The organism is Hymenobacter gummosus, from assembly GCF_003970915.1.
Taxonomy (GTDB): Bacteria; Bacteroidota; Bacteroidia; order Cytophagales; family Hymenobacteraceae; genus Solirubrum; species Solirubrum gummosum.
This window is the reverse complement of record NZ_RXOF01000004.1, coordinates 66,586-90,547: the sequence shown is the minus strand read 5'-3', so window position 1 is coordinate 90,547 and position 23,962 is coordinate 66,586. Positions and strand designations below refer to the sequence as shown.

Here is a 23,962-nt window from a genome sequence, read left to right as displayed (position 1 = left end):
TGCTTTGGAAGGCCCCAAGTTACGGTTTTTGCGCCGGCTCCAGAAGGCTTTGTGCTCAGAATGTTAGCCGCGTCTCAGCGTTGGGGCGGGGCTTCCTGCCACTGCTTGCTGCCGGGCGGCAAATCGGCCTTATCGAAACAGATGTAATGCAAAGGGTCGCCCGCGCGGTAAGGTTCCACGAACTGGGTGCGGCCGTAGCCAATAATCTGGGCGCGCAAGCCGGTGGGCGTCAGCTCCAGGCGCACATCGGCCAGCGCATCCTGGGCGTCGCGGCCCATGAAGGTGAGCAGGTCCGGAAACTGGGCGGCCAGGTCGGGGTGCATCACCTGGGTGCGCTCCAGCCGAAAAGGCCGCTTCGTGCCGTCGGGCAGGGGCAGGGCGAAGAGGGTAGGGGCGGGGCCCTGGGCAGGCACGGCCTTCAAAAAGCGCCGGGCCCGGGCCAAATCCAGCTTCAGCACCCGGTAGCGCGTGGGCGGCAGGCGCGGCGGGCCCAGCTTGCGCTGCGCGGCCGCGGGCACCGCGGTCCAGAAATCAGCCGCCGGGGCCGCGGCGGGCGTCGGAGGGGTGGTGAGCAGCATGGTCAGCCAGGCAGCGGGGAGCAACATAGTGGCAAGGTAAGGTGCCCGGGGCGCCCGGCCGGTGAAGGATGGATGAACGCCGCGAAACCATAGACCAACGGGGGCGGGGGAGGGTTGCGGCGGGTGGGTTGGTCGTCACTCGGGCGGTGGCGGCGTGGGGTTGCTTTGCGACGGACAGGGGCAACGCTTATATTAGGCCGGTATCCTTTACGACCAGCGGTGCGCGCTGCCGGTGCGTCCCTAATCTTCAATTCGACTACTTATGAACCGCCCGTATCTGTACGCCGCTCTGTTGCTGCTTACCCAGTGCTCCAAGTGCAAGGATGACCCCAAACCCGGGCAGGACAAGCTGCCCCCGGTCACGCAGGAGGGTGAGAATACGTTCGGTTGCTTACTCAACGGGCAGGTGTGGACGCCCCGGGGCAACGACGGGTTTTCGAACTACACGGTAGATTATGATCCAACTCGCGCACAAGGCACGCTGAGTATTGCCGCCGCCCGGATCAGGAGCGCAACCAACGACCATCAAACTTTAGGGCTGTTTTCCGACAGCATTCAAGCCACTGGCACTTACAGGCTACGGACGCAGGGGCGGCATGGCGCTGGCATGATGGATGTGCGCACGGGCTGCCAGTATTACGCAGTGGATGCGTCGACCTATTGCCGGGGCCGACTCACCCTTACGCGCCTGGACCGGCAGGCGGGCATTGTTGCGGGCACGTTCGAGTTCGTGCTGGCCAAACCCGGCTGCGACACCGTCCGCGTCACGGAAGGGCGCTTCGACAAGAAACTCTGAGCCCACTTTTTCTTCCACCTGTTATTTCTTCTTGCAATGCCCCACCTCTACCGGCTCGGTTTGTTGCTGAGCCTGCTGGTCCTGCTGCGTCCTGCCCGCGCCAGCACCCCGCCCGACTCGCTGCGCCAGCTATAATTATTCCGCTCCTTACTTGCCCGGCCGGCGCGGCTGCTTATCTTGGCGCACCGCTCCCCGCTTCTTACCACACCCCTGTTGCCAGCTTGCCCGCATGACCCTCCCACCCGGAGGGCGCCGGCCGCTGGCATTCGTGTTTTTCCCCAACCCTGATTCGCTATGCACCGCTTCCTGCTTTACGCCTCTGTGCCGCTGCTCACTCAATGCTCCAGGTGCAAGGACGACCCGCAGCCCAAGACCGAAGAGGAGAAACTGCCCCCGGCCACGCAAGAAGGTAAAAACACCTTCGGCTGCCTGCTCAACGGGCAGGTGTGGACCGCCAGCCCGCCTGCCTTCAGCCCCACGCTCACGGCCCAGTACTACGGCGCGTTCGGCCGGGAGGAGCTGACCATAAGAGCCAGCAACTACCGGCCAGCCTTTGACCAAACCGTGTATTTCCGGCTGCGTGGCATCGGCAGCACCGGTCGCTACCCAATACTTGGCGGGCAGCCCCGGTACGTGGAATGGCGCAGCCGGGACATGCAGTGTGCCTTCTATGACACGCTGACCAGCACCCAGGTCGGGGTGGTGGACATCACGCGCCTGGACCGAGTGCAGCGCGTCGTATCAGGCCGCTTCGCCTTCACGCTGCGCCGCGCCGGCTGCCCCGACGTTCAGGCCACCGACGGGCGCTTCGACCTCAGGTTTTGAATCCCCTGTTTCCCATTGTGCCCCCCTGCCCTATGAAACACGCTTACCGTTTTGTCCTGCTGCTGTGCTGGCTCTGGCCGCTGGCTGCAGCGGCCGTGTAACTATTCCGCCGCGGGCTTGCACCGCTGCGGCGAAATCCTATATTTGACGCACCGCGCCCCGCTTCTTCTTACCACACCCCTGTTGCCAGCTTGCCCGCACACCCCTCCCCGCCGGAGGGCGCCGGCCGCTGGCGTTTTTGTTTCCTCAACCTTGATTCGCTGTGCACCGCCTCCTGCTCTATTCCGCCCTGCTGCTGCTCACCCAATGCTCCAAGTGCAAGGACGACCCCAAGCCCAAGCCCCCGGTGGAAGACACGCTGCCGGCCGAGACGCAGACCGGCGCCAACTCCTTCGGCTGCCTGCTCAACGGGCAGGTGTGGTTGCCGGCCGGGCAGCCAGCAACAGCGCGATTTTATCAAAATACCTTGACGCTTAATGCTAATAAGCGCGTGGTTGAGAACGGGGTTACCACTCGTCAATCCGTTCATATGAGCTTTGACAATAATGGGTTGCCTATTCAAGTTGGACACTATGTCTTAGGAGAAAGCTCTCAGGATTATGTGCGCTACTCCGATTTAGAAAGTATCTGTGAATATGAAAGCGATACTACCCCAATTGGATTCGTTGACATCACTAAGCTAGACTACTCACTACGGATTGTCTCAGGCCGCTTCGCCTTCACGCTGCGCCGCGCCGGCTGCCCCGACGTGCAGGCCACCGACGGGCGCTTCGACCTCAAGTTCTAATTTCTTTTCCTCTCATTTTTTACCCCTACCCAATGCGAAAACTGCTACTGTTCGGCGCCGCGCTGGCGTTGAGCGCCGCCACCTATGCCCAGCGGGTCGGCACGCTGGCGGCGCCCCCCGCCGACCCCAACCCGCCCATCGCCGCTTGGTCCAACGCCATCGGTCCCATCTTCGAGCACGTGGACCGCAGCCAGGTGCCCTCCGGCATCCTGGAAGAATACGGCTTCAGCTTTATCGACTGGACGCCCTATACTGGTCAGGACCTCACCCCCGCCAACCACGCTGACGCTGCCCGTTGGCGCCGCCTCTACGGGGCCTTGTACCGTGCCCGCTTTGGCCCCTACGCACCGGCCATGCCCGCCCCGGCCCAGGTCAACACCGCCCTGCGCGCCTACGACGCCGACAGCCTGGTAGAGCTGCCCGTACTCTGCTTTCGCTACCACGCCTTCCGCTCCGACGCCGTGCAGCAAAATCTGGTGCACGTGCAGAACAACCAGATTTACGACGTGCCCGGCCGCAGCCAGAGCCCGTACGAAGCCCACACGGCTTTTATGGTGGCGCCCACCCAAAACCTGTTTGCCACGAACCAACTGCGCTTCGTCTTTCGCCAAGGTCTGTTTTACTCCAACCTGGGTCAGCTGCCTACCAGCCTGCAGGTGGACTTTGGCGACGGACAGGGCTACGTCAATGCCGGTTGGGATGCTCCGCTGGCCGTGACCTATGCCGATACCGGCCGCTACACCCTTCGCTTCCGCTTGGGCTACGCCGATGGCTCGCAACTTTACAGCCACGCCCCTGTACAGGTGGCGGCCGTGCCGCCAGCCGCGCGCTATACAGGCTTTGCCGATGTGCGGCAAGTGCTAACCGCCGACCGCACTTGGTGGGCTGCCGCCGGACCTGCCAGCGCCACGGTTACTATCGAGTACAACGAAAGCGGGCCGCCGGTGTTAGATAAGCCGTTGATTGTGTTAGAAGGGTATGACGTTTCAGGGATAATAAGGAGTATGCCAGATTACGATTATTTGGCTTTTATTGATGACATAAACGAAGCACGTAATTCGCCCTTGAACAATGGCCTGGACGCGGACGGTTACGACCTCGTGTTTATCAATTTCACCAACGGCGTAGACTACCTGCAGAACAACGCCTATTTGGTGCAACGAGTGATTCGCTGGGTGAACGAGCGGAAGCAGCTGGCCGGCAGCACCGAGCCCAACGTGATGCTGGGCCAGAGCATGGGCGGGCTGATTGCCCGCTACGCCCTGCGCGACCTGGAAGTAAACGGCGGCCCGGCCCACCAGGTACGCCTGCTCATCACCCACGATTCGCCCCACCGCGGGGCCAATGCCCCGCTCAGCGCCCAGGCCGCCGTACGCCACCTGGCCGGCATCCGCATCAGCAGCCCGTTGCCCGTACCCGGCCCCAATAACAATAGCTTCGCCCTGGTGGATGAGCTGCCCGAACTGCAGCAGGCCTACGACTTGCTGCGGGCTCCGGCCTCGCAGCAACTCTTGGCCTACGGCACCACCGGCCTCGGAGCCTCAGCCGCCGCCGCTGCCGTGGGCAACACCCCGCACGACGTGTGGCAAACTGAGTATGACAACCTGGGCCTGCCCCAGGGCATGAACGGACTGCCCTGCCGGGTGGTGGCAACCAGCAACGGCACCGAATGCGCCCGCCCCCAACCTTTTGGTCCTGGCGCCCGATTGGCCACTATCAACGGGGGCGCCGAGGCATTCCGCTTTGAGTGGTACTATGCCCTGCTGGGTTCTTTAAACGTGCGCCTTCTGCCGCCCGCTCTCTACCTCAGCCCCACGCGGCTGGCGCTGCTGCTACCGCTCATTGGGGCCTACGACGCCACTATTAACTTCCGCCTGAATGCGTTGCCCGACCAGCAGAGCCAAGAGGTATACTACGGCTACGCTGGCATTCAGAAACGTAAGCCTATTCTGGGCCTGATTCCGCTGTCGCTCCAGCTATTCAGCAAGACGGTTAACGCCCGCGCGGAGATGCTGCCTCTCGATAGCGCCCCTGGCAGCATCTTGGGCGCCGACTTGGCCCGCGTGGGCATCCCGGCGGGCGCGCTGCCCCCCGGTATATCCTTTTTGCCAGGAGCTGACCGGTTCTGCTTCGTACCCACGCCCAGCGCCTTAGGGGTGCCGCTCGTCGGCACCAGCCAGATCCTGTACCGCTCGTATTCGCCTAGCCAGCGCGCCGCCTACGGCTCGCCCTTCGCCAACGTGGTAACGGCTGGCCGCGAGAACCTGTTTCATATCGAGTACGACGAGCACAACAGCCGCTGGATGCTCAACGAGGTACGCGCCGCACCAGCTACGTTCGACTGCCAGTCGTTCTGCCAAGCAGCGCCCACCATCAGCGGCCCTCCGGGCATCTGCCCCGGGGGCAGCACGTTCACAGTGGCTGGCTTGCCGCCGGGGGCCAATGTGGAATGGAGCATTGAAACACCGGCGACCGTATCGCCTAGTGGCCCCTATACCGGCCCTGCCTACACGATAACGGCCACAGGCAGCGTTAGCGGCACGGGAATTATCACTGCCCGCGTGTTTGCCGACTGCGGCGAAATAATTCTGACACTGCCCGTACAGATTGGGCCGAGCGGCATCAACCCGACGGTGAACGGCGACTGTGCCGGTTCCACCATTACCATTTCCGCCGGCGGGCAGAATGTGCTGGGCGATTACCGTTGGAACATCAACAATTCCGGCTTCTTGCCCCAGTACAACGGGCAGGCTCAGGTTCAGTACACGCTGCCCGATGACGACCCTACCCGAACCCAGGTACCGGTTACCATTGAGGTAACGGACGGTTGTAACTCCAGTCCCACTACACTCCGGCATACGTTCAACATCTCCGTTAACTACGGGGTGGGCTGCGCCAACCAGCGCCCGGCCTACGCCGTGTACCCCAACCCGGCCCGGGACGAGCTGACCATCGAGGAAAGCCAGCGCGGCGCCTTCCAAGCCACCCTCTACGACGGGCAGGGCCAGCCCCGCCGCCAGCAGCAGGCCCCGCAGGGCCGCCTGCGCCTGGACACTAGCGCGCTGCCCGCCGGCCTCTACCACCTGCAATTGCGCCGCGGCCAGCGGGCAGAGCGTCGCCAGATTCAGATTACGCACTAGCTCCGCTTACCCCCCGCGCCGCGCCGGCGTGGGGGCTTTCTTCCCACCATTTTTCCTATTTCCGCATGGCATCCGCCGACAATCTTCAATTTCAGCTATCCGCCGCCGAGCTGCAGCGCCTGCACGACGCCCTCGACATTGTGGACGAGGTGCTCGGGTCCAAGCTCATTACCCTCAGCGGCAAGGACATTCAGCGCCTGCCCAAGGCCAGCGACGGGACGCTGCCCTTTATTGAGAAAAGCCTGGACCTGGCCGAGCAGCAGCCCAAGTTCGCCCCCGCCTACATCGACATTCCCGGCCTGCGCCTCGACCTGGACGCCTACCGCCTGCTCAGCCGCCTCAGCCAGCGCCTGCGCCCCCTGGCCGACAACCTCAACGCCACCACCATCAAGGCGGGCAGCGAGGCCTACGTGGCGGCGCTGGCTTACTACAACTCCGCCCAGCAGGCCCTGCGCCAGAACGTGAGCGGGGCCCAGGCCGTGGTGGATGAGTTGAAAAACCGCTTCGAGAGCAGCAGCCAGCGCAAGGCCGACAAGCCCAAGCCCTAGCGGCCCGGCCGCCTGCCCCGCGCCCAACCGGCGCCGCGTACCCGTTGCGCGGCGCCGGTTTTCGTTGGCGCCGGCCCCGTTGCCCGGCTAGAATGGTGCCGGCGGGTGCCACCGGGCAGCGGCGGCACCCGCCGGCGGGTACGATTCAAGCGGCGGCGGATGATGTGCACGCGGGGCCGCATCTAGTTCACCCGCGGCCGCATTCCTTTCACCCGGCCGCGGGCGGCCATCATGCGGAGCCGCATGATTTTGGCCCGTCGCAGCATGATTTTCACGCGGCGGCGGGTGCCCGGCATGCTCCCGCCCGTCGGAATCACGCGAGGGCGGATGAAAATCAAGCGGCCCCGCATGACGGCAGTGGGAGGGGGGTATGCCGGAAGGGGGAGGGGGGTATGCGCGGATACCCCCTCCGGCTCCGTAAAGGGGCTGAGGCCATTTGTTCAGGGCGTAGTCGCCCGGCCCGGTTACGGCTCAAACGCAGCGCCGCCCCGATTCCACTGCGAATCGGGGCGGCGCTTGTGGTGGCAGGCGGGTCTGCTGGCCGGTGGGCGAAGGGCGGCGGAATGGGTGATTGGGTTACTATCCGGCGTCAGCACGCGAGATGTCTCGCCTTCACTCGACATGACGTTCCGATTGATCTGGCGGCCGTGAGCACCCAATCCTTTAACGACCTCATTACCTAATCACCAACTCACGATTCCGGGCGGATGAGCACGAGCTGGGCGCGGTCGGCCTTGCTGATGCGCTGGTGGAAGTCCTCGTAGGCCTCGTAGTCCTTGGCTTCGAAGCGGCCGGCGGGCATTTGCAGGCGGCGGGTGTACTGCACGGTGCCGTCGGGCAGCACCTGGGTCTGGGCCTCGTAGGTGCCGAAGGCGGTGCGCAGCTGCACGGGGGCGGGCACGGCCTCGGGCTTGTAGCCGGCGGGCAGGCGGTAGCGGATGGTATCGGCGTCGGTGAAGGGCATGCTCAGGCGCAGCGGGCTCTGGCGGGCACCCACGCGCGGGGCGGGCGGGGGCATGCGGTTGAGCAGGTTGGGCGTCAGGAACAGGCGGCGGCCGGTCTGGGAGGCGTAGCTGGGCAGGGCCAGGGTCAATTGCTCCGTCACGGCGGGCTGGGCGCCGCGGTGGTCGGTCTGCCAGCTGCTCTGCTCGATGGTGACGCCCGACAGCGGCAGGCGCTTGTAGGCGTACTTGCGCTGTTCGTCGGCGGGCAGGGCGTGAATCATCCCGGCTAGGTCTTCTTGCTGCTCGCCGGTGCTGACGGTACGCACCGTGGCGCGGCCGTGGCCCTGGGCGTCAATCTGCACCTCGGCGCGGCGGTACTGGCGGTTGTCGAGGGCCGAGTAGCGCGGGGTGCGCACCAGCTTGCCGCCCTGCGGGGTAAGCAGCAGCGCGTGCCGCCCGCCCGTAAACGAGCCCATATAGCCGAACGCCTCGTTCTGGGAGGTACATTCCAGCCACACGGTGTCCTTTTGCATGGGCACGCACAGAATGGCGTGGTTGAAACGGTCGTTAGGGAAGGCCGTGCGCACGGCCGGTGCGCCCCGTCCCGAAGTCACCCAGGCGCAGTAGCTCTCGACGCCAGCCGCCTTGAGCAGGGCCATGCAGTAGTTCGACAAGGCCTTACAGTCGCCGTAGCCGTTGCCAGCCACGGTGCTGGCCGGGAAGCTTTGGTAGCCCCCGATGCCCAGTTGCACCGACACGTAGCGGGTATTGCTCTGCAGGTACTGGTAGATTTTGCGTACCCGCTCCTTGGGGTCATTCACGCCCTTCACCAGTTCGGCCACCTTGGCCTGCACCTCGGGCGGGAGGGCGGCGCGGTCCTGGTTGAGCTGGAAAGCCCACTGGCCCAGCTCCTGCCAGCTGGTGAGGGAGCCGCGGAAGCCCTGCACCTCGAAGGCGGTGGGGGAGGTGTATACGGTGGGCACCAGCTCGGCCAGCGGCAGGCTGTACGGCTCCCGCTCCACGGCCGGCAGCTGGGTGAGCTGCCAGGCGTACACCAGCAAGCTGCCCTGCCCACTCTTGGCCACGGTGCTGCCGGCGGGCAGCCGCTCCTCCAGGTAGCGCAGCGGCAGCTCGGGGGGCGTCACCACGCGCAGGGTGGCGTGCTCCACGCTCAGGTTTTCATCCCGCTGAGGTTGCCAGGTAGGGAAGTACAGCGTGTTGCTGGAGTTGACCTCGTATTCGAACTCGGCGGTGTAGGGGTAGCTTGTCTGGCGCAAATCGGCCACGCGCACCCGGTTGTCGGTGTACAGGTTAGCGTCGCCCGAGGCGCTGTAATCCTTGGTGTCGGCGGCGCGCAGGCTGCGAATGAGGCGGCCGGTTGCGTCGTACACGTTGCCGCGCAGGTAGCTGAGCTGCCGGAGCTTGTCGTACGGCACCCCGGCCTGGCCCCAGTCCTGGCCCTGGTCGTCGAGCACCGTCACCACCCGGTGCACGGTGTGCACGAGGCGGCCGGCGCCTTTCACGGTAATAATATCGTCCTGCTGGCGAATGACGGCGTGGGCGTTTTCGCGCAGGGCGGCCGGAATGCCGTAGGCCGGCCAGCGCGGGTCGGCGCCGGCCCGGGCCAGGGGGCTGCCCAGCAGCAGCAGGCCGCCCAGCAGCGGGGCGGTGCGGGCAATGGTGCGGACAAAGTAGCTCATCAGGATTTGCGCTTAAGCACGATTTTCTCGGCCTGCTTGGCCAGCATCAGGGTGTAGAACTGGCGCAAGTGGGGGTATTCGTCGGCCAGAAACAGGCTGCGGTTGAGCGTCATGCGGCTGGTAATCTGCAGGGTGTTGCCCACCGGCGTGATGCTGAACAGGAAGCGGCCCCCGCCCTCGGGCAGCTCCACCACCGCGTTCTTGGGCAGCTCCTCCACCACGTAGCCCGCGGGTAGGGTCACGGTCACCATGCTGGTTTCCTCGCGGCGCGAGCCGAAATCCACTGGGAAGCGGCGCTCGGGCTGCAGGAAGGGGTTGGTGGCCTCGTTGAGGGCGTGCATCACGTTCAGGTAAATGGTACCCAGCGGCTGCTCGGCGTCGCCGGGCACGCGCAGGTCCATGTCCAGCATCAGCGGCTTGCCCAGCTCCTTGGTGTTCTGGAAGGCGTACTTGTCGACTTTCCAGCCGCTCTGCTGCTTGAGCAGGCCTTCCACGTACTTTTTCTCGCCCTGCTGGCGCAGCTCGTCGCGCTGGTGCAGGCCCAGGTAGCCGCCCTGCTCGTCGCGCAGGGTGCCGGCGAGGTTGCCGCGCTCATCCAGCGTGAGCTTGGCCGAGCGGAAGTGCACGTAGCGGTGGGGCGAGCTGAGCGGCACCCAGGCGCCCGCATCCTCGCTCATAATCATGCGGCCCTGTCCGCTCAGGCAGGCGGCCGGCAGCATGCCGAAGGGCGCCTGCGACTCGGTGGCGTCGACCAGCACCTGCTGGCTGTCGGGCAGCTGCACGTGGGCCACCACGTAGTTGAAGCGGGAAAGCAGCGGGAAGTTGGTGTCGACGCGGCCGTGCTCCCGGGTGCTGAGGATAACCGGGTTGGCTTTCAGGCCGGCTTCGCGCAGCAGGGCAATGAGCAGCAGGTTCACGTCGGCGGCGGTGCCGCGGTGCTGCTCCCAGGCTTTGCGCACGCCGTCCTTGCTCCACAGCCCGCGGCCGAGGCCGGTGCAGGCTACGTTGTCGCGCACCAGGGCGTGAATGGCGGCAGCGCGCTCGGCCTCGTTGGGGTACTGGGCTATGGCGGCCGTCACCTGGGGCTTAAGGAAGCCGCCGCGGCGCAGCTGCCCGCCGAATTCCTCGTCGTTCAGCAGGTCGCGCTGCATCTTGCCCCAGGTGCCGCTCACGTTCTGGTAGGCCGCGTTGGGCCACTTCAGGCCGGCCAATTCGAAGTCGATGCGCGTCACGAAGTCGCGCGGAGTAGTCATAAAGGGCTCGGGGCGCAGGGCCGGCGTGTTCTTGGTCACCCAGCGGTAATTGGTCACCTGGGCCGTTACAGTTTGGGTGCTGGCGGCCACGCGGGTGGTATTGAAGCCCCCGCCGGCCCAGCCGCCCTCCGAGCGGATGCTAAACTGCGTGGAGCCCGTGGTGCGCTCCTGCACGGCCAGCGGCTCGTAGCCCTGCCACAGCAGCTTGTAGTCGAAGTACTCCGGGATGCTGGCCCGGTACTCGCTCCAGCGCACCGGAATGCCGTGCTGAAAGTTCCAGTCCTGGAAGTTGAACCAGTAGTCGGAGGTGATGGTGTAGGCGTATTCCACCACCGAGCCCTCGTGCACGTTGGGCAGGGTAAACTTGCGCCGGGTGTGGTTGGCGTCCAGCTCCTCACTGAACACGGCGTCGCTGTCCAGCTTATCCTTGGTGATTTCACCGCCCGGGCCCACGTTGTAAGTGAAGCCGCGCAGGCTGCTGAGCTTTTCGGCGTCGCCGCCCTTGTGGTAGAGCAGCACGTCGCCGTCGGCCCAGTCGTAGCCGCCCTTCTTCAGGATTTTGATGCGGCGGATGTGCTCGTAGACTACTACCAGCCCGCCCTTGGAGCCCATTTCGAAGTGGGAGCGGCCGTAGTCGCACAGGATAACGGCGTTGGCAGCCGAGTCGGCGGCGAAGGAAGCCTTGTCGAAGTCCTTGGGGTCGGGTTTGCCGAACTTGATGGGCTCGGCCTGCCCGAAGGCCGTCAGGCTCAGAAGGGAAAAGCCGGCGGCCAGCGCCAGGCGGGAGCGTATAGGTTGGGCCATACAAAAAGGGAGTTAGAAAACACTAGTAGAAAAGGCGCGGCCGGGGGCTTAGGGCGTGCGGCGCAGCACCAGCGGCTCGGTGTGCTTGGCCACGGAGCGCGTAAACAGCTCGCGCAGGGCGGCGTATTCGCTGGGCTGGTACTCGGTTTTGCGCAGCTGCAGGCGGCTGTTGAAGTACAGCACGTTGTCGCGCAGCACGGCCTCGAAGCTGTAGCGGCCTTGTCCGCCGGGCAAGTCCAGCACGGCGCTCTTGGGCAGCTCCTCCACGGCGTAGCCCTTGGGCAGCGTCACGACCACCGAGGTGATGTCCTCGCGCAGGGTGCCGAAGTCGACCGGGAAGGTGCGCGCGTCGTTCTGGAAGGGGTTTTGCCGCTCGGTGAAGAACTGCATCACCGGCACATACAGCCGGTCGGCGGCCGTGCCGGCGGCGGGCAGCACCAGGTCCACGTCGAGCACCAGGGGCTTGTCGAGCACTTCGGTCTGCTGCAGGGCGCTGCGCTTGAGCTGCCAGTCGGCGTACTGCTGCTGCAGGGCCGTCAGGTAGGCTTTTTCGCCGTGCTCGGCCAGCTGGTTGCGCTCGGCCAGGGCGGCGTAGCCGGCGTACTCGCGGTGCATGGTGCCCTGCAGCTGGCCCTGCGCGTCGAGGCTGAGGCGGGCGTTGGTGACGCGCATAAACTTCTGGGACGGCGTGAGCGACACCCAGCGCCCCTCCTTGCCGATAAGGCGGCCCTGCCCGTTGAGGCAGCGACTGGGCAAGGTGCCCGCAGCGGCGGTGGGCTCCGTGGCGTCGAGCAGCAACTGCTGGCCGTTGCCGAGCGGCACCTGGGCCACCACGTAGTTGAACTGGCTGAGCAAGGGCACTTCCGTCTGCACCCGGCCGTGGCGGCGGGTACTCACCAGCACCGGGGCGGCTTCGGCCAGGCCCGCGTCGCGCAGGCTGCGCACCAGCAGCAGGTTCACCTCGGCCGAGTTGCCGCGCTGCTGGTCGAGCACCCGGCGCACGGGCTGGCTGGCGTAGCGGCGCTCCTCGCCGTTGTAGCGCACGGCGCGCTGCACCAGGGTCACCACGGCGGCGGCGCGGGCGGTGGGGTCGGGGTAGGCGGTGGCCAGGGCCTCGGCCTGGGCCGTGAGCGGGCTGCGGCTGCTGAGCCAGAGGCCGAAGTCTTCTTCCTTGAGCAGATCCTGGTTGATTTTCTCCCAGGTCGAGGTTACCGGCCGCGGGTGGTTGGCGTCGAACTGCACGATGTCCAGCTCGAAGTCGATGCCGGCAATGTAGTCGCGGGCCGTGGTCATGAACGGCTCGTCGCGGAAGGCGGGCACGTGCTGCATGGCCCAGCGGCAGCTCACGGCCTTGGTGGTCAGGTGCGTCACGTCCTCGGCCCCGGTGCGGCCGTAGTGGTCTTCCTTGGATTCGCGGTAGGAAGTGCTGTAGGGCACGATGTTGAAGTCCTTCACCGCGTAGGGCAGGAAGCCGTGGGGAATCTGCTTGTACTGGTAAAAGCTCGGCAGCACGGCCCGGTACTCGCTCCACTCCACCGGAATGTCGCGCTGAAAGCGCCAGTCCTGCAGGTTGAACACGAAGTCCGACTTAATCGTGTAGGCGTACTCGAGGATGGAGCCTTCGCGCACGCCAGGCAGGGTGAACTTGCGCACGTTCACGTTGTCGTCGGCCTTTTCGGTGAATACCGCCTTGGGGTCCTTGGTATCGAGGGGCTGCTTTTCCAGCTTGCCGCCGACCAGGTTGTAGGTGCAGCCGCGCAGGTTGCTGAGCTTTTCTTCGTTGCCCTCGCGGTGGTAGAGCGGAATCTGCACGGTGGCCTCGTCGTAGCCGGCCTTGTTGAGCACCAGCACCCGCGTCACCCGGTCGAATACCACCTGGAAGCCGTCCTTGCCGCCCACCACGCGCGAGGTGCCGTAGTCGCAGAGCACCACGGCCGGCGCGCCTTCGATGTTGTGGTACTGTTTGGCGTCGAAGTGGCTGGCTTCCACCTTGCCGTACTTAATGGGGTCGTCCTGGGCGCGGGCGGTGACGGCAGTGAGCAGCAGAGTGCCCAGCAGCGGGGCGGGGCGTAACCACGGGAAATGCATACGAGGGCAATAAGAAAGCTAACCAATCGAACGTCCGAGAAGCTAATTGCCCCCGGCGCGCACGTTGGGTAGCATAAAATTAATGGCCCGTGGTAATATTCTGAAGATTCGATGAAAATTTTTAGCCGGAGCCCCTAAGCGTGACCAAGGCTAAGGTTAGCTCCCTTCCTCAGCTGATTCCGCGCATCAAGCGGCGGGGGGTTGGGGTAGTTGAAAAATTAGCGCTAGGAATTACTCTCCCACGTCAGCACGCGAGATGCTTCGGCTGCGCCTCTGCATGACGTGCTTTTACGCCTGTTCGACGATTGGTCAACCATCCCTACCCCCGCCGCTTGATGCGCGGAATCAGCTGAGGAGGGGAACTAGCTGTCGGCTCTAGCCGCGCCACTTGGGGTAGCTACTGCCGCACGGGTCCTTCCACGGGCTGCCGGAATAGGTACACCAGCGCCCCGAGCACGCAGGCCCCGCTCAGGGCGTACACCCAGGGCAGGCGGCTGGCCTCGTTGGAGTACACCCAGCCGGCCAGCAGCGCCCCGAACATGATGCCCACTTCCAGGGCAATGTACATGGTGCCCACGGCCCGGCCGCGGTGCTCGGGGTGGCTTAGGTCCACCGTCCAGGCGTAGAGCGTGGGCGAGTTCAGCCCCGAGGCCAGCCCAAACAGCACCGCCCCGAACAGAAATACCGGCGGCGTGGCCGCCAGCGTGAGCACGCCCAGGGCCAGCACCAGCGCCAGCGCCGACCAGCGCAGCACCGGTACCCGGCCGTACACGTCGGAGGCGCGGCCGGCCACCAGGCGTACCAGCAAGGTGCTCACGGTGTAGCAGATGAAGAACGCGCCCTTGGTGAGGCCCGTCAGGCCCAGCAGCTGGCTCTGGTCGGGCACGATGGTGATGATGGCCCCGTAGGGAAACAGGCACAGCAGCGTGACCAGGGCCGGGCGCAGCACCCGCGGCTCCAGCACCTCGCTCCACTCGATGCGCAGCAGGCCCCAATGAAACTTCTGCCGCTGGGCCGGGTTCAGCGTTTCCGTCATGGTGCCCTGCACCAGCACCGACAGCAGGGCCAGGCCCGAGGAGGCGTAAAACAGCGCGTCGATGGAGAAAAACTCGGTGATGGGCCCGCACAAGGCCGGCCCCACGGCCATGCCCAGGGTACCGCACACGCCCAGCAGGCCCATGGCCTCGCCGCGGCGCTCCACCGGGATGATATCGGCAATAAAAGCGGCCGTGCCGGTGGGCTTGAAACCGGTGCTAAAGCCGTGCAGCAGCCGCAGCGTGAGAAACGACGCCACGGTGGTGGCCCACACGTACAGGAAGCCGCACACAAAGCACACGAGCGTGCCGATAACCATGACCGGGATGCGCCCCACCGTATCGGCCAGCTTGCCGCTGAAAGGCCGCGAAATGGCCGCCGTGACGGTAAACAGCGCGATGATAAAGCCCTTGTACTCGCCCCCGCCCATGCGGGTGAGGTGGGCCGGCAGCTCCGGAATGAGCAGGTTGAAGCTCAGGAAAAACAGGAAGGACGAGAGGCACATCAACCAGAAACCAGTTGTGTACACCTTCCCCGGGGCAGCAGCAGTGGACATGGGTAAGCGGTACGCGAAACGAGCCGCAAAGGTAGGACCGCAGATCGGGACGGATGTTCGAACGGATGAAAATGGATTTGTTCGGGACGGTTCGGGTGGTCGTCATGGCTGGCGAAGCCATGTCGGCCACATGTGCCGTATTGCGTCCGAATCTGTTGCTATCCGTTAAACATCCGTTTCATCTGCGGTCATGAGCTTCTGGACTTCTCTCTTCCAACGCATATCCGCCAAGCGCCCACGCCCCGAGGGCAAGCCTGCCCTGACGGTGCGGGAGCGGGTTTCGGCCCTGCGGAACCTGCCCGAGTTTCTGCGCCTGATCTGGCAGACCTCGCCCAGCCTCACGCTGGGCAACGTGGCCCTGCGCCTCGTGCGCGCCGGCTTGCCCGTAGCCATGCTCTACGTGGGCCAGCTCATCCTCGACGCGGTAGTGAGCCTGAGTCGCCTGCCTGCCGCCGAGCGCACGCTCACGCCGGTGCTGGAGCTGCTGGCCCTGGAGTTCGGTCTGGCCATTCTCTCCGATGCCCTGGGCCGCGGCGTGGCCCTGCTCGATAGCCTGCTCGGCGACCTGTTTGCCAACCAGACTTCCGTGCGCCTGATGCAGCACGCGGCCGAGCTGGACCTCGACCAGTTCGAGGATTCGGCCTTTTACGACAAGCTGGAGCGCGCCCGCCGCCAGACTCTTTCGCGCACCGTGCTCATGGCCCAGGTTCTCTCGCAGGCCCAGGATTTCATCAGCATGGCCTTTTTGGCCGTGGGCCTGGCCGCCTTTAACCCCTGGCTGCTGCTGCTGCTGCTCGTGGCGGTGGTGCCGGCCTTCCTGGGCGAGTCGCATTTCAATGAGCGCAGCTATTCCTTGGTACACGGCTGGACGCCCGAGCGGCGCGAGCTGGACTACCTGCGCCAGACCGGCGCCTCCGACGAAACGGCCAAGGAAGTGAAGATTTTCGGCCTCTCGGGCTTTCTGATCGAGCGGTTTCGGCTGCTTTCCGACCAGTTTTACCAGCAGAACAAGAGCCTGGTGATTCGCCGGGCCGGCTGGGGCACGTTCTTCGCCGCGGTGGGCGCGGCCGGCTACTACGGCGCCTACGTGTACATCATCAGCCAGGCCGCCGCGGGCCGGATTTCGGTGGGGCAGCTCACTTTTCTGGCCGGCTCCTTCGCCCGCATGCGCGGTCTGCTCGAAGGCATCCTGAGCCGTTTCAGCTCGGTGGCCGAGGGCGCGCTGTACCTGCAGGACTTCTTCGACTTCTTCCACCTGCAGCCCCGCATCCGCCGGCCCGCAGAAGGCGCGGCCGTGCGCCCCTTCCCACGGCCTATTCGGGAGGGCTTTACCTTCGAGGGGGTGGGCTTCAAGTACCGCAACGCGCAGAAGTGGGCCCTGCGCAACCTCAGCTTCCAGCTGCGCGCCGGCGAGAAGCTGGCCCTGGTGGGCGAAAACGGCGCCGGCAAAACTACTCTGGTCAAGCTGCTGGCCCGCCTCTACGACCCCACCGAGGGCCGCATCCTGCTCGACGGCCACGATTTGCGCGAGTACGACCCGGCCGAGCTGCGCCAGGAAATCGGGGTGATTTTCCAGGACTTTGTGCGCTTCCAATTGCCGGCCGGCCAGAACCTGGCCGTGGGCCGTATCGAGGAGAAAGACAACCGCCCGCGCATCGAGCAGGCCGCCCAGCAGAGTCTGGCCGACTCGGTTATCAGCAAGCTGCCCCAGGGCTACGAGCAGATGATCGGGCGGCGCTTCAACGGCGGGGTGGACCTCTCGGGCGGGGAATGGCAGAAAATTGCCCTCGGCCGGGCCTACATGCGCGACGCGCAGCTGCTCATCCTCGACGAGCCCACCGCCGCCCTCGACGCCCGCGCCGAGTACGAGGTGTTTCAGCGCTTCAAGGACCTGACCCAGGGCAAAACGGCCGTGCTCATCTCGCACCGCTTCAGCACCGTGCGCATGGCCGACCGCATCCTGGTCATTGAGCACGGACAGTTCGTCGAAATTGGCTCCCACCCGGAGCTGCTGGCCCGCGGCGGCCGCTACGCCGAGCTGTTCCGGCTGCAGGCCGCCGGGTATCAATAAAGCACGGCACCCGTGCAACGCCGCGGGCTCATTTCGGTATCATTCCGTTAATCAGCAACTTCTACTTCCTATGCTTACTCGACGACCCGCACTCAAACTCACGCTGCTGGCAATATTGACCGGCCTTACCCTGCCGGCCTGCGAACTGCTGTTCGGCGACCGGAAATACTACTGCGGCGGCGGCCACCGCTACGTCGACGTGGAAGGCGTGGAGCTGCGGGCTTACCAGGAGCCGGTCGGGGCCAGCTCGGTAACCCTGGCGGCCGGGCAGCGCGTGGTGGCCAACCAGCTGCAGCTACACCTGGGCCTGCAAGAGCGCCGCTACGGCGCCGTGCCGGCCCGCGGTGGGTTCGTGGCCTGGGCCGACTGCATCGAGCCGGAGTATTCCGAGCAGGTGGACTCGGTGAGCATTTTCAGCCGCTACGACTACGACGCCCGGCACCCGGCCGGCACCCCGCTCAACGACATCGTGCAGGTGCTGCCCTGGCCCAGCGCCGGCCCGCCGGAGCCGGGCACCCCGCCCCGCTTGCTAAGCCAGGTGCTGGGCCAGCCGGGCAGTGTGCGGGGCTGGCAGGCGCAGCGCCTTAAGCTGACGGTGGGGCCCGCCCAGGCCGGGCCCCAGCAGTTTCGGCTGCGCTACCACCAAACCAACGGGGAAGCCTACGTGGCCGAAACGCCGCTACTGACGGTGGTGCCTTGAGGCAGAGCCGGCCGAAAAAATTTTCAGCGCATTGCAACCTGCGGAGGTAATCTAGGATCATAGCAGCAAGACGGCGGCCGTGGGCGGGTTTGGCCATCCGCCCGGCCGTCGTATAGTGCTCTATTCCTTACCACCGTGAAATCCTGGTTTATCCCCGCCAATTTGCTGGCAGCCGCGCTCCTGAGCGTGGGCTGCCAGCACGATTCGGCCGTCGTGCGGCCCGTGGCCGGCGCCCCGGCCGTTACCGCCGTGAGCTACCATCCGGCTGCCACTACCACCCGGGCCGACGCTGACGCGCGCACGGCCGAGCGCCTGGCCTATGCCGAGGACCTGCTCCGCCACAAAAACACCCGTCAGCTGCCCAGCCACCTGCGCCGCCGCCGCTACCAGAGCCTCAAGCAGCTGCACGCCTACCGCACCGCCGCGCAGTTTCCGGTGCTGCCCGCCTATTCGGGCCAGCGCCAGCCCTGCCTGCGCGACGCCGAAGGCCGCGTGGATGCCTTGGGCTACCTGATGCAGCAGAGTGGCAGCCCAGCCCTGCTGGAGCAGCTGAGCCGGCAGTACCCCGGCACGCGCATCGAAACCATCAAAGACGCCGGCCTGAAGCACTGGGTGCAGATGTCGGGCCTGACGCTAGAAGAGTGCGCCCTGATTCAGGGCGTCAACTAAGACGGTGGTTGGGTCGGCCGACTGGGGGTAGCGCGTCACCCGGCGGGCTGCGTCACCTGGCCAGCCCGCTGCACGCGCTGTTTCTTTCAAAGCTTTACTTGCCACTCCGCCGCTGGCCGCCCGGCCCGGGGCGCCCAACGAACCTTCCCGATGAAAAAATGGTGGCTCCTGCTGCTGACAATGGGCGTCGGCCCGGCTTGCCAGATGTTTTGCAACACCACCAGCTGTGGCTGCGGCGGCCCGCCCAAGGCCGGTTTCTACGACATTGAGGGCGTGAGCCTGGTAGCCCTGAACGGCAGCGGCGGCAGCGGCACCGTGCTGACCACCGGCAACACCGTGCCCCTGGCCCTGCTGAAGCTGCGGCTGGCCCCCGTGACGCGCTATTTCACCAGCCGCACGCCGCACCCGGGCGGGGCCGGCGTGGCCTGGGCCTGCTCGCCGGCAGATCCCGAATTTGTGGAGCAGCTGGACTCGGTGCTGGTGCGCAGCCGCTACGCCTACGACGCCCGCCACCCCGCCGGCACCTCCCTCAACGATTTGCTGCTGGCCGGCGACTACAGCGGCAACCTGCTGCCCGATTACTTGCGCCTGCGCGCCGGCACCCCCGACGAAAGCCTGATTCTGCGCCTGAGTACGGCCCCGGCTGCCGCGGGGCCGCAGCAGCTGGTGGTACGCTACCGTCTGCGCAACGGCGAAGTGTACACGGCCGAAACGCCGGTATTTAATATTCAGCCCTAGCTGTGGGCCCGCGGCGCGTTGCGGGCCCGAATCAGCTCGGCGGCCACGCTGATGGCAATTTCCTCGGGCGTGCGGCTGTGAATAGGCAAGCCGATAGGCGCGTGCACCGCGGCCAGCTGCGCTTCGGGGTAGCCTTCGGCCAGCAAGTCGCGGCGCAGCTCGGTTATTTTAGCCTCGCTGCCCATCAGGCCGAGGTAGGCGAAGCGGCGGCCCAGCAGCTGCCGCAGCGCCACCGCGTCGGTGCGGTAGCCCACCGTCATGATGACCACGAACTGGGTGGGGCCCTCGGGAATTTCCGCCCCCAGCCGGGCGTAGTCGACGGTGCGCTTCTGGTGGGGGTAGGGGTTGAGCTGCAGGGTATTCAGGCCGGCCCGGTCGTCGAGCACGGTGAGGTGAAAATCGAGCGTGCTGGCAATGCGCGACAAGGCCAGCGCCACGTGCCCGCCGCCCACGATGGTCAGCTGCTCGCGGAAGCCCAGCCGCTCGGTGTACGTCCAGGCGGGGCCGGGCTGGAAGCCGGCGGCCGTCGGGGGCGCGGTAGTGAGGCTTAGCTCGCCGGCCGCCGTGAGGCGCAGCCAGCCCGTGCCGTCGTGCTGCAGGGCGTCGGCCACCTGGCGCAGCAGGGGCAGGTAGTCGGGGCGCAGGTGCAGCAGCAGCACCGTCTGCTCGCCCGAGCAAATCATGCCCGAGCGGTTGTGCCCGGCTTCGCCGCGGTGAACCTGTTCGCGCAGCAGCAGGCCGCCCTGCCCATCGGCCATGCGGTGCCGGGCCAGCTCCACGAACTTGTGCTCCATGATGCCGCCCCCGATGGAGCCGACCATGCTGCCGGGCGCCACGCTCATCTTGAAGCCCTGCCGGCCGGGGCTGGAGCCCGCGCTGTGCACCACCAGCAGCAGCGCCACCGGAATGCCGGCGCGCAGGCATGCCACGGCGTGCTGCCATACCAGCAGGTCGCGTGGAACGGAGGGTGAGCCAGTCAGAAAGTCCAAGGGAGCGGGTGAATCCATTTGCAAGAAAGCACTTACTGCCCGAAAAACAGGCTGGTACGGGGCGGAATTTCGCCCTGGCGGCTAACTCCGGCGCCGGGGCGTGCAACCTGCGGGGCCCGTGGCTTACTCCTCCCAAAGCCCGGCCGGCCCGCCAAAAAAATGGCCGCGGCGGGAGTAGTCGTTAGTAGTTTCATTTTTCCCGCAGGTAGCATGAGCACTTTTTTACTCCGCAGCGCCCTGGGCGTGCTGCTGGCCGGCCTGGGCTGGCTGTTCTGGCCCAGCCGGCCCCTCACGTCCGCCGCCACCGATTTCATCAACCCGGTGCTGGGCAACGCCAGCTTCCAGACGCGCTTCGGCCGCGCGCCCGGGGCCGCCGATGACGAAGCCACCCGCATTGCCACCCACCTGGCCTACGCCGAAGCCCTGCTGCGCGGCCGCAACGTGCAGCACCTGCCCGCTGAGCAGCAGCGCCGCCGCGCCACCCTGCTCAATTACCTGCACCGCTACCGCACGGCGGGCGTGTTTCCGCGCAATGAGCAGTACCCCGGGCAGCGCCGCCCCTGCTTTATCGACGGAGCCGGCCGCATCTGCGCCGTGGGCTACCTGGTGGAGCAAACCGGCGGCCGGGCCCTGGCCGAGCGCGTCAACGCTGCCCACCAGTACGACTACATCCGCGACATGCGCAGCCCGGAGCTGGCCGCCTGGGTGGCACAATCGGGCCTGAGCCTGGAAGAATGCGCCATGATTCAGCCCACCTACGGCTACCCCCGGCCGCCCTCCAACAACTACGTGTCGGGCGCATACGGGGCGGGCACGGCCGCGTGGAGCGGACTGAACGCGCCGCTGGCGGCCCTTAATGCCAGCCGGGCCATGAGCGGCCGGCCGAGCAAAGGCCTGGCGGTGGTTGGGCTGGCCTCGGGCCTGGGCCAGGCCGCGCTGGGTACCATCGTGCTGATTGAGGACAACTCGCGCAGCTACGATGGTCACAGCTACAACGAGTCGAAAAAGGCGGTATCCTTCCTGAACGTCGGGTTGGGCACGGCCACCGCGGTGCTGGGCGCCTGGAATCTGTGGGGCCCCAAGACCACGCAGCCGCGCACCACGGTTGAGGTGGGCAGCTACAGCTCCCCGGCCGAGCCTTCGGGCGGCGTGCTGACGCTGACGCGGCGGTTCTAAGCCAAGTAGGGGGCAGTTTGCCCGGCCACCGTACTGGCAACGGATAAGGCAAACTACCATCGGGGCATTCCTGCAAACGTCCGCGCCCGTCAGCAGTCAGTGCTGACGGGCGCGGACGTTTGCAGGGCGGTTCTACTGCGCGGTTACGGTGGCAGCGGCGGCCGCGGGAGCGGGCGGCTGGGGCAGCAGCGGGCCGTGCAGGGCTAGCAGCACCTTCTCGGGCGTGATGGGGGCGGAGAAGGCCGGCCGGGCGGCCGGGCGGAAGGCGCGCACGGCGTTGCGGATGGCGAAGTAGGCGCCCAGTCCGTACATCAGCGGCGGTTCGCCCACGGCCTTGGCCCGCAGAATGGCGTTGGGGTGGCCCGGCGTTTCCAGGAATTCTACGTCGAGGACCGGCGGCACGCTGTAGATGTCCGGGACTTTGTAGGTGCTCAGGGCGTTGCTGAGCAGGCGGCCGTCCTCGTTGTACAGCAGCTCCTCCATGGTCATCCAGCCCAGGCCCTGCACCAGCCCGCCCTCAATCTGCCCCCGGTCGATGCCCGGGGTGAAGCTCTGGCCGAAGTCGTGCACCAGCCGCACCGCGTCGAGGTCGTAGGTGCCGCGCAGCACGTCCACGGTGGCCTGCACCAGCGCCGTGCCGTAGACGTGGTAGGCGAAGGGGTGGCCCTTTTCCTGGGTCTGGTCGAACCACAGGTCGGGCGTGGCGTAGTGGGCGTTTTCCGTCAGGCTCACCCGCTTCCAGTACGCCGACGACACCAGCTTTTCCCAGTCGGTTTCGGCGGGCTTGCCGGCAGCCAGCACCTGCTCGTCGCGGATTTCCAGGCCCTCGTACTCCAGCTTCAGCTCGTCGGCGGCGTGGCGCATAAGGCGGGCGCGCAGCTCCCGGCAGGCCAGCTCCACGGCCTTGCCGTTGAGGTCGGCGGTGGCCGAGGCGGCCGAGGGCGAGGTATTGGCCACGCGGGTGGTGTTGGTGGCCTCGATGCGCACCCGCTTGGCACTAATGCCGAGGGTGCGGGCAGCCACCTGAATCATCTTGGTATTCACGCCCTGGCCCATTTCCACCGCCCCGGTGCTGATGCCCACCGAGCCGTCGGTGTAAATGTGCACCAGCGCCCGGGCCTGGTTCATGGCCGTTTTGGTGAAGGAGATGCCGAAGCAAATGGGCATTACCGCCAGTCCGCGCTTGCGGGTGTGGTTTTCGGCGTTGAAGGCGTCGACCTCGCGCTGCCAGCCTTCCAGCCCGAATTTCTCCTCGGCCGTCTGCCAGCTCTGGGTAGCGTTGCAGTCGTCCACGCGCTGCCCGTAGGGAAACACCTGCCCGTCCTGCAGCAGGTTGCGGCGCTGAATTTCGTAGGCCGGCACGCCCAGCTGCTCGGCCGCCTGCGCAATGGCCGACTCGATAACGAACATGCCCTGCGGCCCGCCGAAGCCCCGGAAGGCGGTGTTGGGCGGCAGATTCGTCCGGCAGCTGTAGGCCGTAGCCCGCACGTTCGGTACGAAGTAGGTATTGCAGGCGTGAAACAGGGTGCGCTCCAGCACGGCCGGGGAGAGGTCGGCCGCGGCGCCGGCGTTCTGGTAAAAGGTCACCTCGTAGGCCAGCAGCTTCAGGTCGGCCGAGAGGCCCAGCCGGAAGTCGGAGGAGTAGGGGTGGCGCTTGCCGGTCATGCGCAAATCGTCGTGGCGGGGCAGCACCAGCTTCACGGGCTTGCGCAGCACGTGGGCGGCCAGCGCGGCCAGGGCGCCCCAGGTGGTAGCCTGGTCTTCCTTGCCGCCGAAGCCGCCGCCGAGCCGCACCACGTCCACCTCCACCTTGTGCATGCCCAGGCCCAGCACCCGCGCCGTGTGGCGCTGCACGGCCGTCGGGCCCTGGGTGGAGGAGTGCACCCGCACCCCGCCGCCGTCGGTGGGGTAGGCGTAGGCGCCCTGCGTCTCGATGTAGAGGTGCTCCTGCCCGCCGTTTTCGGCCGTGCCCTCGATGATGTGGGCGCACTCGGCCCAGGCGGCGGCCGGGTCACCGAGGCGGAAGGTGCGCGGGGGCACAATCAGCTCGTTCTGGGCGGCGGCCACCCGCGGGTCGGTTATGACGGGCAGCGGGGTAATGTCGGCTTCAATCAGCTTGACGGCGGCGCGGGCCTGGGCCTCGGTTTCGGCCAGCACCAGCGCCACCGGTTGGCCCTGGAAGTGCACGTGGCCCTCGGCCAGCAGGGGTTCGTCGGGCACGATGCCGCCAATCTGGTTTTCGCCCGGAATGTCCTCGGCCGTAAGAATTCGCACCACGCCGGGGGCGCGGCGGGCCGCCGCCAGGTTCAGGCCATCGAGTACGCCGTGGGCCAGGGGGGAACCGTACACGGCCGCGTGCAGGGTGCCGCGCTGGGTGGGAATATCGTCGAGGTACTGGGATTCGCCGCGCACGTGGCCGGCAGCGTCGAGGTTGTGCATGGGAAGGGAGGAAGGGCTGGCGCCGGTTTAGCTGGCGCAGCCAGCGTAACCGGTGCCGGAAATAAAGCAGGCTTTCAGCCTGCGTCGAACGTTGCCGCGTCGGAGCCGGGTGGAGTCGGCTGGGCG

18 protein-coding genes are annotated in these 23,962 nt (G+C 66.3%); 10 read left to right on the top strand and 8 right to left on the bottom strand.

The window, feature by feature from the left end; genetic code table 11:
• Positions 1-74: 74 nt before the first annotated feature.
• The gene (locus EJV47_RS08470; protein ID WP_126692726.1) at positions 75-605 is read right to left on the bottom strand and encodes a hypothetical protein; all 531 of its coding nucleotides are present in this window, start codon (positions 603-605) and stop codon (positions 75-77) included.
• 235 nt (positions 606-840) lie between these two features.
• On the opposite strand from EJV47_RS08470, the gene EJV47_RS08465 reads away from it, so the two are divergent.
• The 5 genes from EJV47_RS08465 (at position 841) to EJV47_RS08445 (ending at position 6,674) form a co-directional block, all read left to right on the top strand.
• Positions 841-1,374 carry a Riean_0653 family protein gene (locus EJV47_RS08465; protein WP_126692725.1) on the top strand — a complete coding sequence of 178 codons (534 nt, stop codon included), beginning with the start codon at positions 841-843 and terminating at the stop codon, positions 1,372-1,374.
• Between the two features lie 294 nt (positions 1,375-1,668).
• The gene (locus EJV47_RS08460; RefSeq protein ID WP_126692724.1) at positions 1,669-2,199 is read left to right on the top strand and encodes a Riean_0653 family protein; all 531 of its coding nucleotides are present in this window, start codon (positions 1,669-1,671) and stop codon (positions 2,197-2,199) included.
• 262 nt (positions 2,200-2,461) lie between these two features.
• A complete protein-coding gene (locus EJV47_RS08455; protein WP_126692723.1) occupies positions 2,462-2,986 on the top strand; it encodes a Riean_0653 family protein in 525 nt (174 codons plus the stop codon).
• Between the two features lie 32 nt (positions 2,987-3,018).
• Entirely contained in the window at positions 3,019-6,126 is a 3,108-nt protein-coding gene (locus EJV47_RS08450; RefSeq protein WP_126692722.1) for a T9SS type A sorting domain-containing protein, read from the top strand.
• A gap of 65 nt (positions 6,127-6,191) precedes the next feature.
• Positions 6,192-6,674: a hypothetical protein gene (locus tag EJV47_RS08445; protein WP_126692721.1), complete on the top strand. Its 483-nt coding sequence runs from the start codon at positions 6,192-6,194 to the stop codon at positions 6,672-6,674.
• A gap of 182 nt (positions 6,675-6,856) precedes the next feature.
• Here EJV47_RS08445 and EJV47_RS27960 read toward each other — a convergent pair whose 3' ends face one another.
• The 5 genes from EJV47_RS27960 to EJV47_RS08425 form a co-directional block, all read right to left on the bottom strand.
• Positions 6,857-7,024 (bottom strand): hypothetical protein, encoded by a 168-nt coding sequence (locus tag EJV47_RS27960; protein ID WP_165903668.1) that lies wholly within the window; start codon positions 7,022-7,024, stop codon positions 6,857-6,859.
• A 341-nt stretch (positions 7,025-7,365) separates the two neighbouring features.
• Positions 7,366-9,318 carry a DUF3857 domain-containing transglutaminase family protein gene (locus EJV47_RS08440; protein WP_126692720.1) on the bottom strand — a complete coding sequence of 651 codons (1,953 nt, stop codon included), beginning with the start codon at positions 9,316-9,318 and terminating at the stop codon, positions 7,366-7,368.
• Positions 9,318-11,375 carry a transglutaminase domain-containing protein gene (locus EJV47_RS08435; protein ID WP_126692719.1) on the bottom strand — a complete coding sequence of 686 codons (2,058 nt, stop codon included), beginning with the start codon at positions 11,373-11,375 and terminating at the stop codon, positions 9,318-9,320. The genes EJV47_RS08440 and EJV47_RS08435 overlap by 1 nt, the downstream gene beginning before the upstream one ends.
• 48 nt (positions 11,376-11,423) lie before the next feature.
• Entirely contained in the window at positions 11,424-13,463 is a 2,040-nt protein-coding gene (locus EJV47_RS08430; RefSeq protein ID WP_126692718.1) for a DUF3857 domain-containing protein, read from the bottom strand.
• Positions 13,464-13,860: 397 nt separating this feature from the next.
• Complete coding sequence (locus EJV47_RS08425; protein ID WP_165903667.1) at positions 13,861-15,054, bottom strand: MFS transporter; 1,194 nt, start codon at positions 15,052-15,054, stop codon at positions 13,861-13,863.
• 190 nt (positions 15,055-15,244) lie between these two features.
• Here EJV47_RS08425 and EJV47_RS08420 point away from each other — a divergent pair, with 190 nt between their 5' ends.
• The 4 genes from EJV47_RS08420 (at position 15,245) to EJV47_RS08405 (ending at position 19,232) form a co-directional block, all read left to right on the top strand.
• Complete coding sequence (locus EJV47_RS08420; protein WP_126692717.1) at positions 15,245-17,125, top strand: ABC transporter ATP-binding protein; 1,881 nt, start codon at positions 15,245-15,247, stop codon at positions 17,123-17,125.
• Between the two features lie 70 nt (positions 17,126-17,195).
• A complete protein-coding gene (locus EJV47_RS08415; protein WP_126692716.1) occupies positions 17,196-17,825 on the top strand; it encodes a hypothetical protein in 630 nt (209 codons plus the stop codon).
• 135 nt (positions 17,826-17,960) lie between these two features.
• Positions 17,961-18,494: a hypothetical protein gene (locus EJV47_RS08410; protein WP_126692715.1), complete on the top strand. Its 534-nt coding sequence runs from the start codon at positions 17,961-17,963 to the stop codon at positions 18,492-18,494.
• A gap of 150 nt (positions 18,495-18,644) precedes the next feature.
• Positions 18,645-19,232: a hypothetical protein gene (locus EJV47_RS08405; RefSeq protein ID WP_126692714.1), complete on the top strand. Its 588-nt coding sequence runs from the start codon at positions 18,645-18,647 to the stop codon at positions 19,230-19,232.
• On the opposite strand, the gene EJV47_RS08400 is transcribed toward EJV47_RS08405, so the two are convergent.
• Positions 19,229-20,239, bottom strand: coding sequence for an XdhC family protein (locus tag EJV47_RS08400; RefSeq protein ID WP_126692713.1), 1,011 nt, complete (start codon positions 20,237-20,239; stop codon positions 19,229-19,231). The genes EJV47_RS08405 and EJV47_RS08400 overlap by 4 nt on opposite strands.
• A 192-nt stretch (positions 20,240-20,431) precedes the next feature.
• Here EJV47_RS08400 and EJV47_RS08395 point away from each other — a divergent pair, with 192 nt between their 5' ends.
• Positions 20,432-21,397 (top strand): hypothetical protein, encoded by a 966-nt coding sequence (locus EJV47_RS08395; RefSeq protein WP_126692712.1) that lies wholly within the window; start codon positions 20,432-20,434, stop codon positions 21,395-21,397.
• A 132-nt stretch (positions 21,398-21,529) separates the two neighbouring features.
• Here EJV47_RS08395 and EJV47_RS08390 read toward each other — a convergent pair whose 3' ends face one another.
• Positions 21,530-23,836 (bottom strand): xanthine dehydrogenase molybdopterin binding subunit, encoded by a 2,307-nt coding sequence (locus EJV47_RS08390; protein WP_126692711.1) that lies wholly within the window; start codon positions 23,834-23,836, stop codon positions 21,530-21,532.
• Positions 23,837-23,962 lie beyond the last annotated feature (126 nt).

Excerpts from the sequence above, each read along its gene's own strand:
- EJV47_RS08465 (WP_126692725.1), top strand. The coding sequence starts at position 841 with ATGAACCGCCCGTATCTGTACGCCGCTCTGTTGCTGCTTACCCAGTGC.
- EJV47_RS08440 (WP_126692720.1), bottom strand. The coding sequence starts at position 9,318 with ATGAGCTACTTTGTCCGCACCATTGCCCGCACCGCCCCGCTGCTGGGC.
- EJV47_RS08445 (WP_126692721.1), top strand. The coding sequence starts at position 6,192 with ATGGCATCCGCCGACAATCTTCAATTTCAGCTATCCGCCGCCGAGCTG.
- EJV47_RS08460 (WP_126692724.1), top strand. The coding sequence starts at position 1,669 with ATGCACCGCTTCCTGCTTTACGCCTCTGTGCCGCTGCTCACTCAATGC.
- EJV47_RS08405 (WP_126692714.1), top strand. The coding sequence starts at position 18,645 with ATGAAAAAATGGTGGCTCCTGCTGCTGACAATGGGCGTCGGCCCGGCT.
- EJV47_RS08425 (WP_165903667.1), bottom strand. The coding sequence starts at position 15,054 with ATGTCCACTGCTGCTGCCCCGGGGAAGGTGTACACAACTGGTTTCTGG.
- EJV47_RS08400 (WP_126692713.1), bottom strand. The coding sequence starts at position 20,239 with ATGGATTCACCCGCTCCCTTGGACTTTCTGACTGGCTCACCCTCCGTT.
- EJV47_RS27960 (WP_165903668.1), bottom strand. The coding sequence starts at position 7,024 with ATGCGGGGCCGCTTGATTTTCATCCGCCCTCGCGTGATTCCGACGGGC.
- EJV47_RS08435 (WP_126692719.1), bottom strand. The coding sequence starts at position 11,375 with ATGGCCCAACCTATACGCTCCCGCCTGGCGCTGGCCGCCGGCTTTTCC.
- EJV47_RS08395 (WP_126692712.1), top strand. The coding sequence starts at position 20,432 with ATGAGCACTTTTTTACTCCGCAGCGCCCTGGGCGTGCTGCTGGCCGGC.
- EJV47_RS08430 (WP_126692718.1), bottom strand. The coding sequence starts at position 13,463 with ATGCATTTCCCGTGGTTACGCCCCGCCCCGCTGCTGGGCACTCTGCTG.
- EJV47_RS08470 (WP_126692726.1), bottom strand. The coding sequence starts at position 605 with ATGTTGCTCCCCGCTGCCTGGCTGACCATGCTGCTCACCACCCCTCCG.
- EJV47_RS08415 (WP_126692716.1), top strand. The coding sequence starts at position 17,196 with ATGCTTACTCGACGACCCGCACTCAAACTCACGCTGCTGGCAATATTG.
- EJV47_RS08420 (WP_126692717.1), top strand. The coding sequence starts at position 15,245 with ATGAGCTTCTGGACTTCTCTCTTCCAACGCATATCCGCCAAGCGCCCA.
- EJV47_RS08450 (WP_126692722.1), top strand. The coding sequence starts at position 3,019 with ATGCGAAAACTGCTACTGTTCGGCGCCGCGCTGGCGTTGAGCGCCGCC.
- EJV47_RS08390 (WP_126692711.1), bottom strand. The coding sequence starts at position 23,836 with ATGCACAACCTCGACGCTGCCGGCCACGTGCGCGGCGAATCCCAGTAC.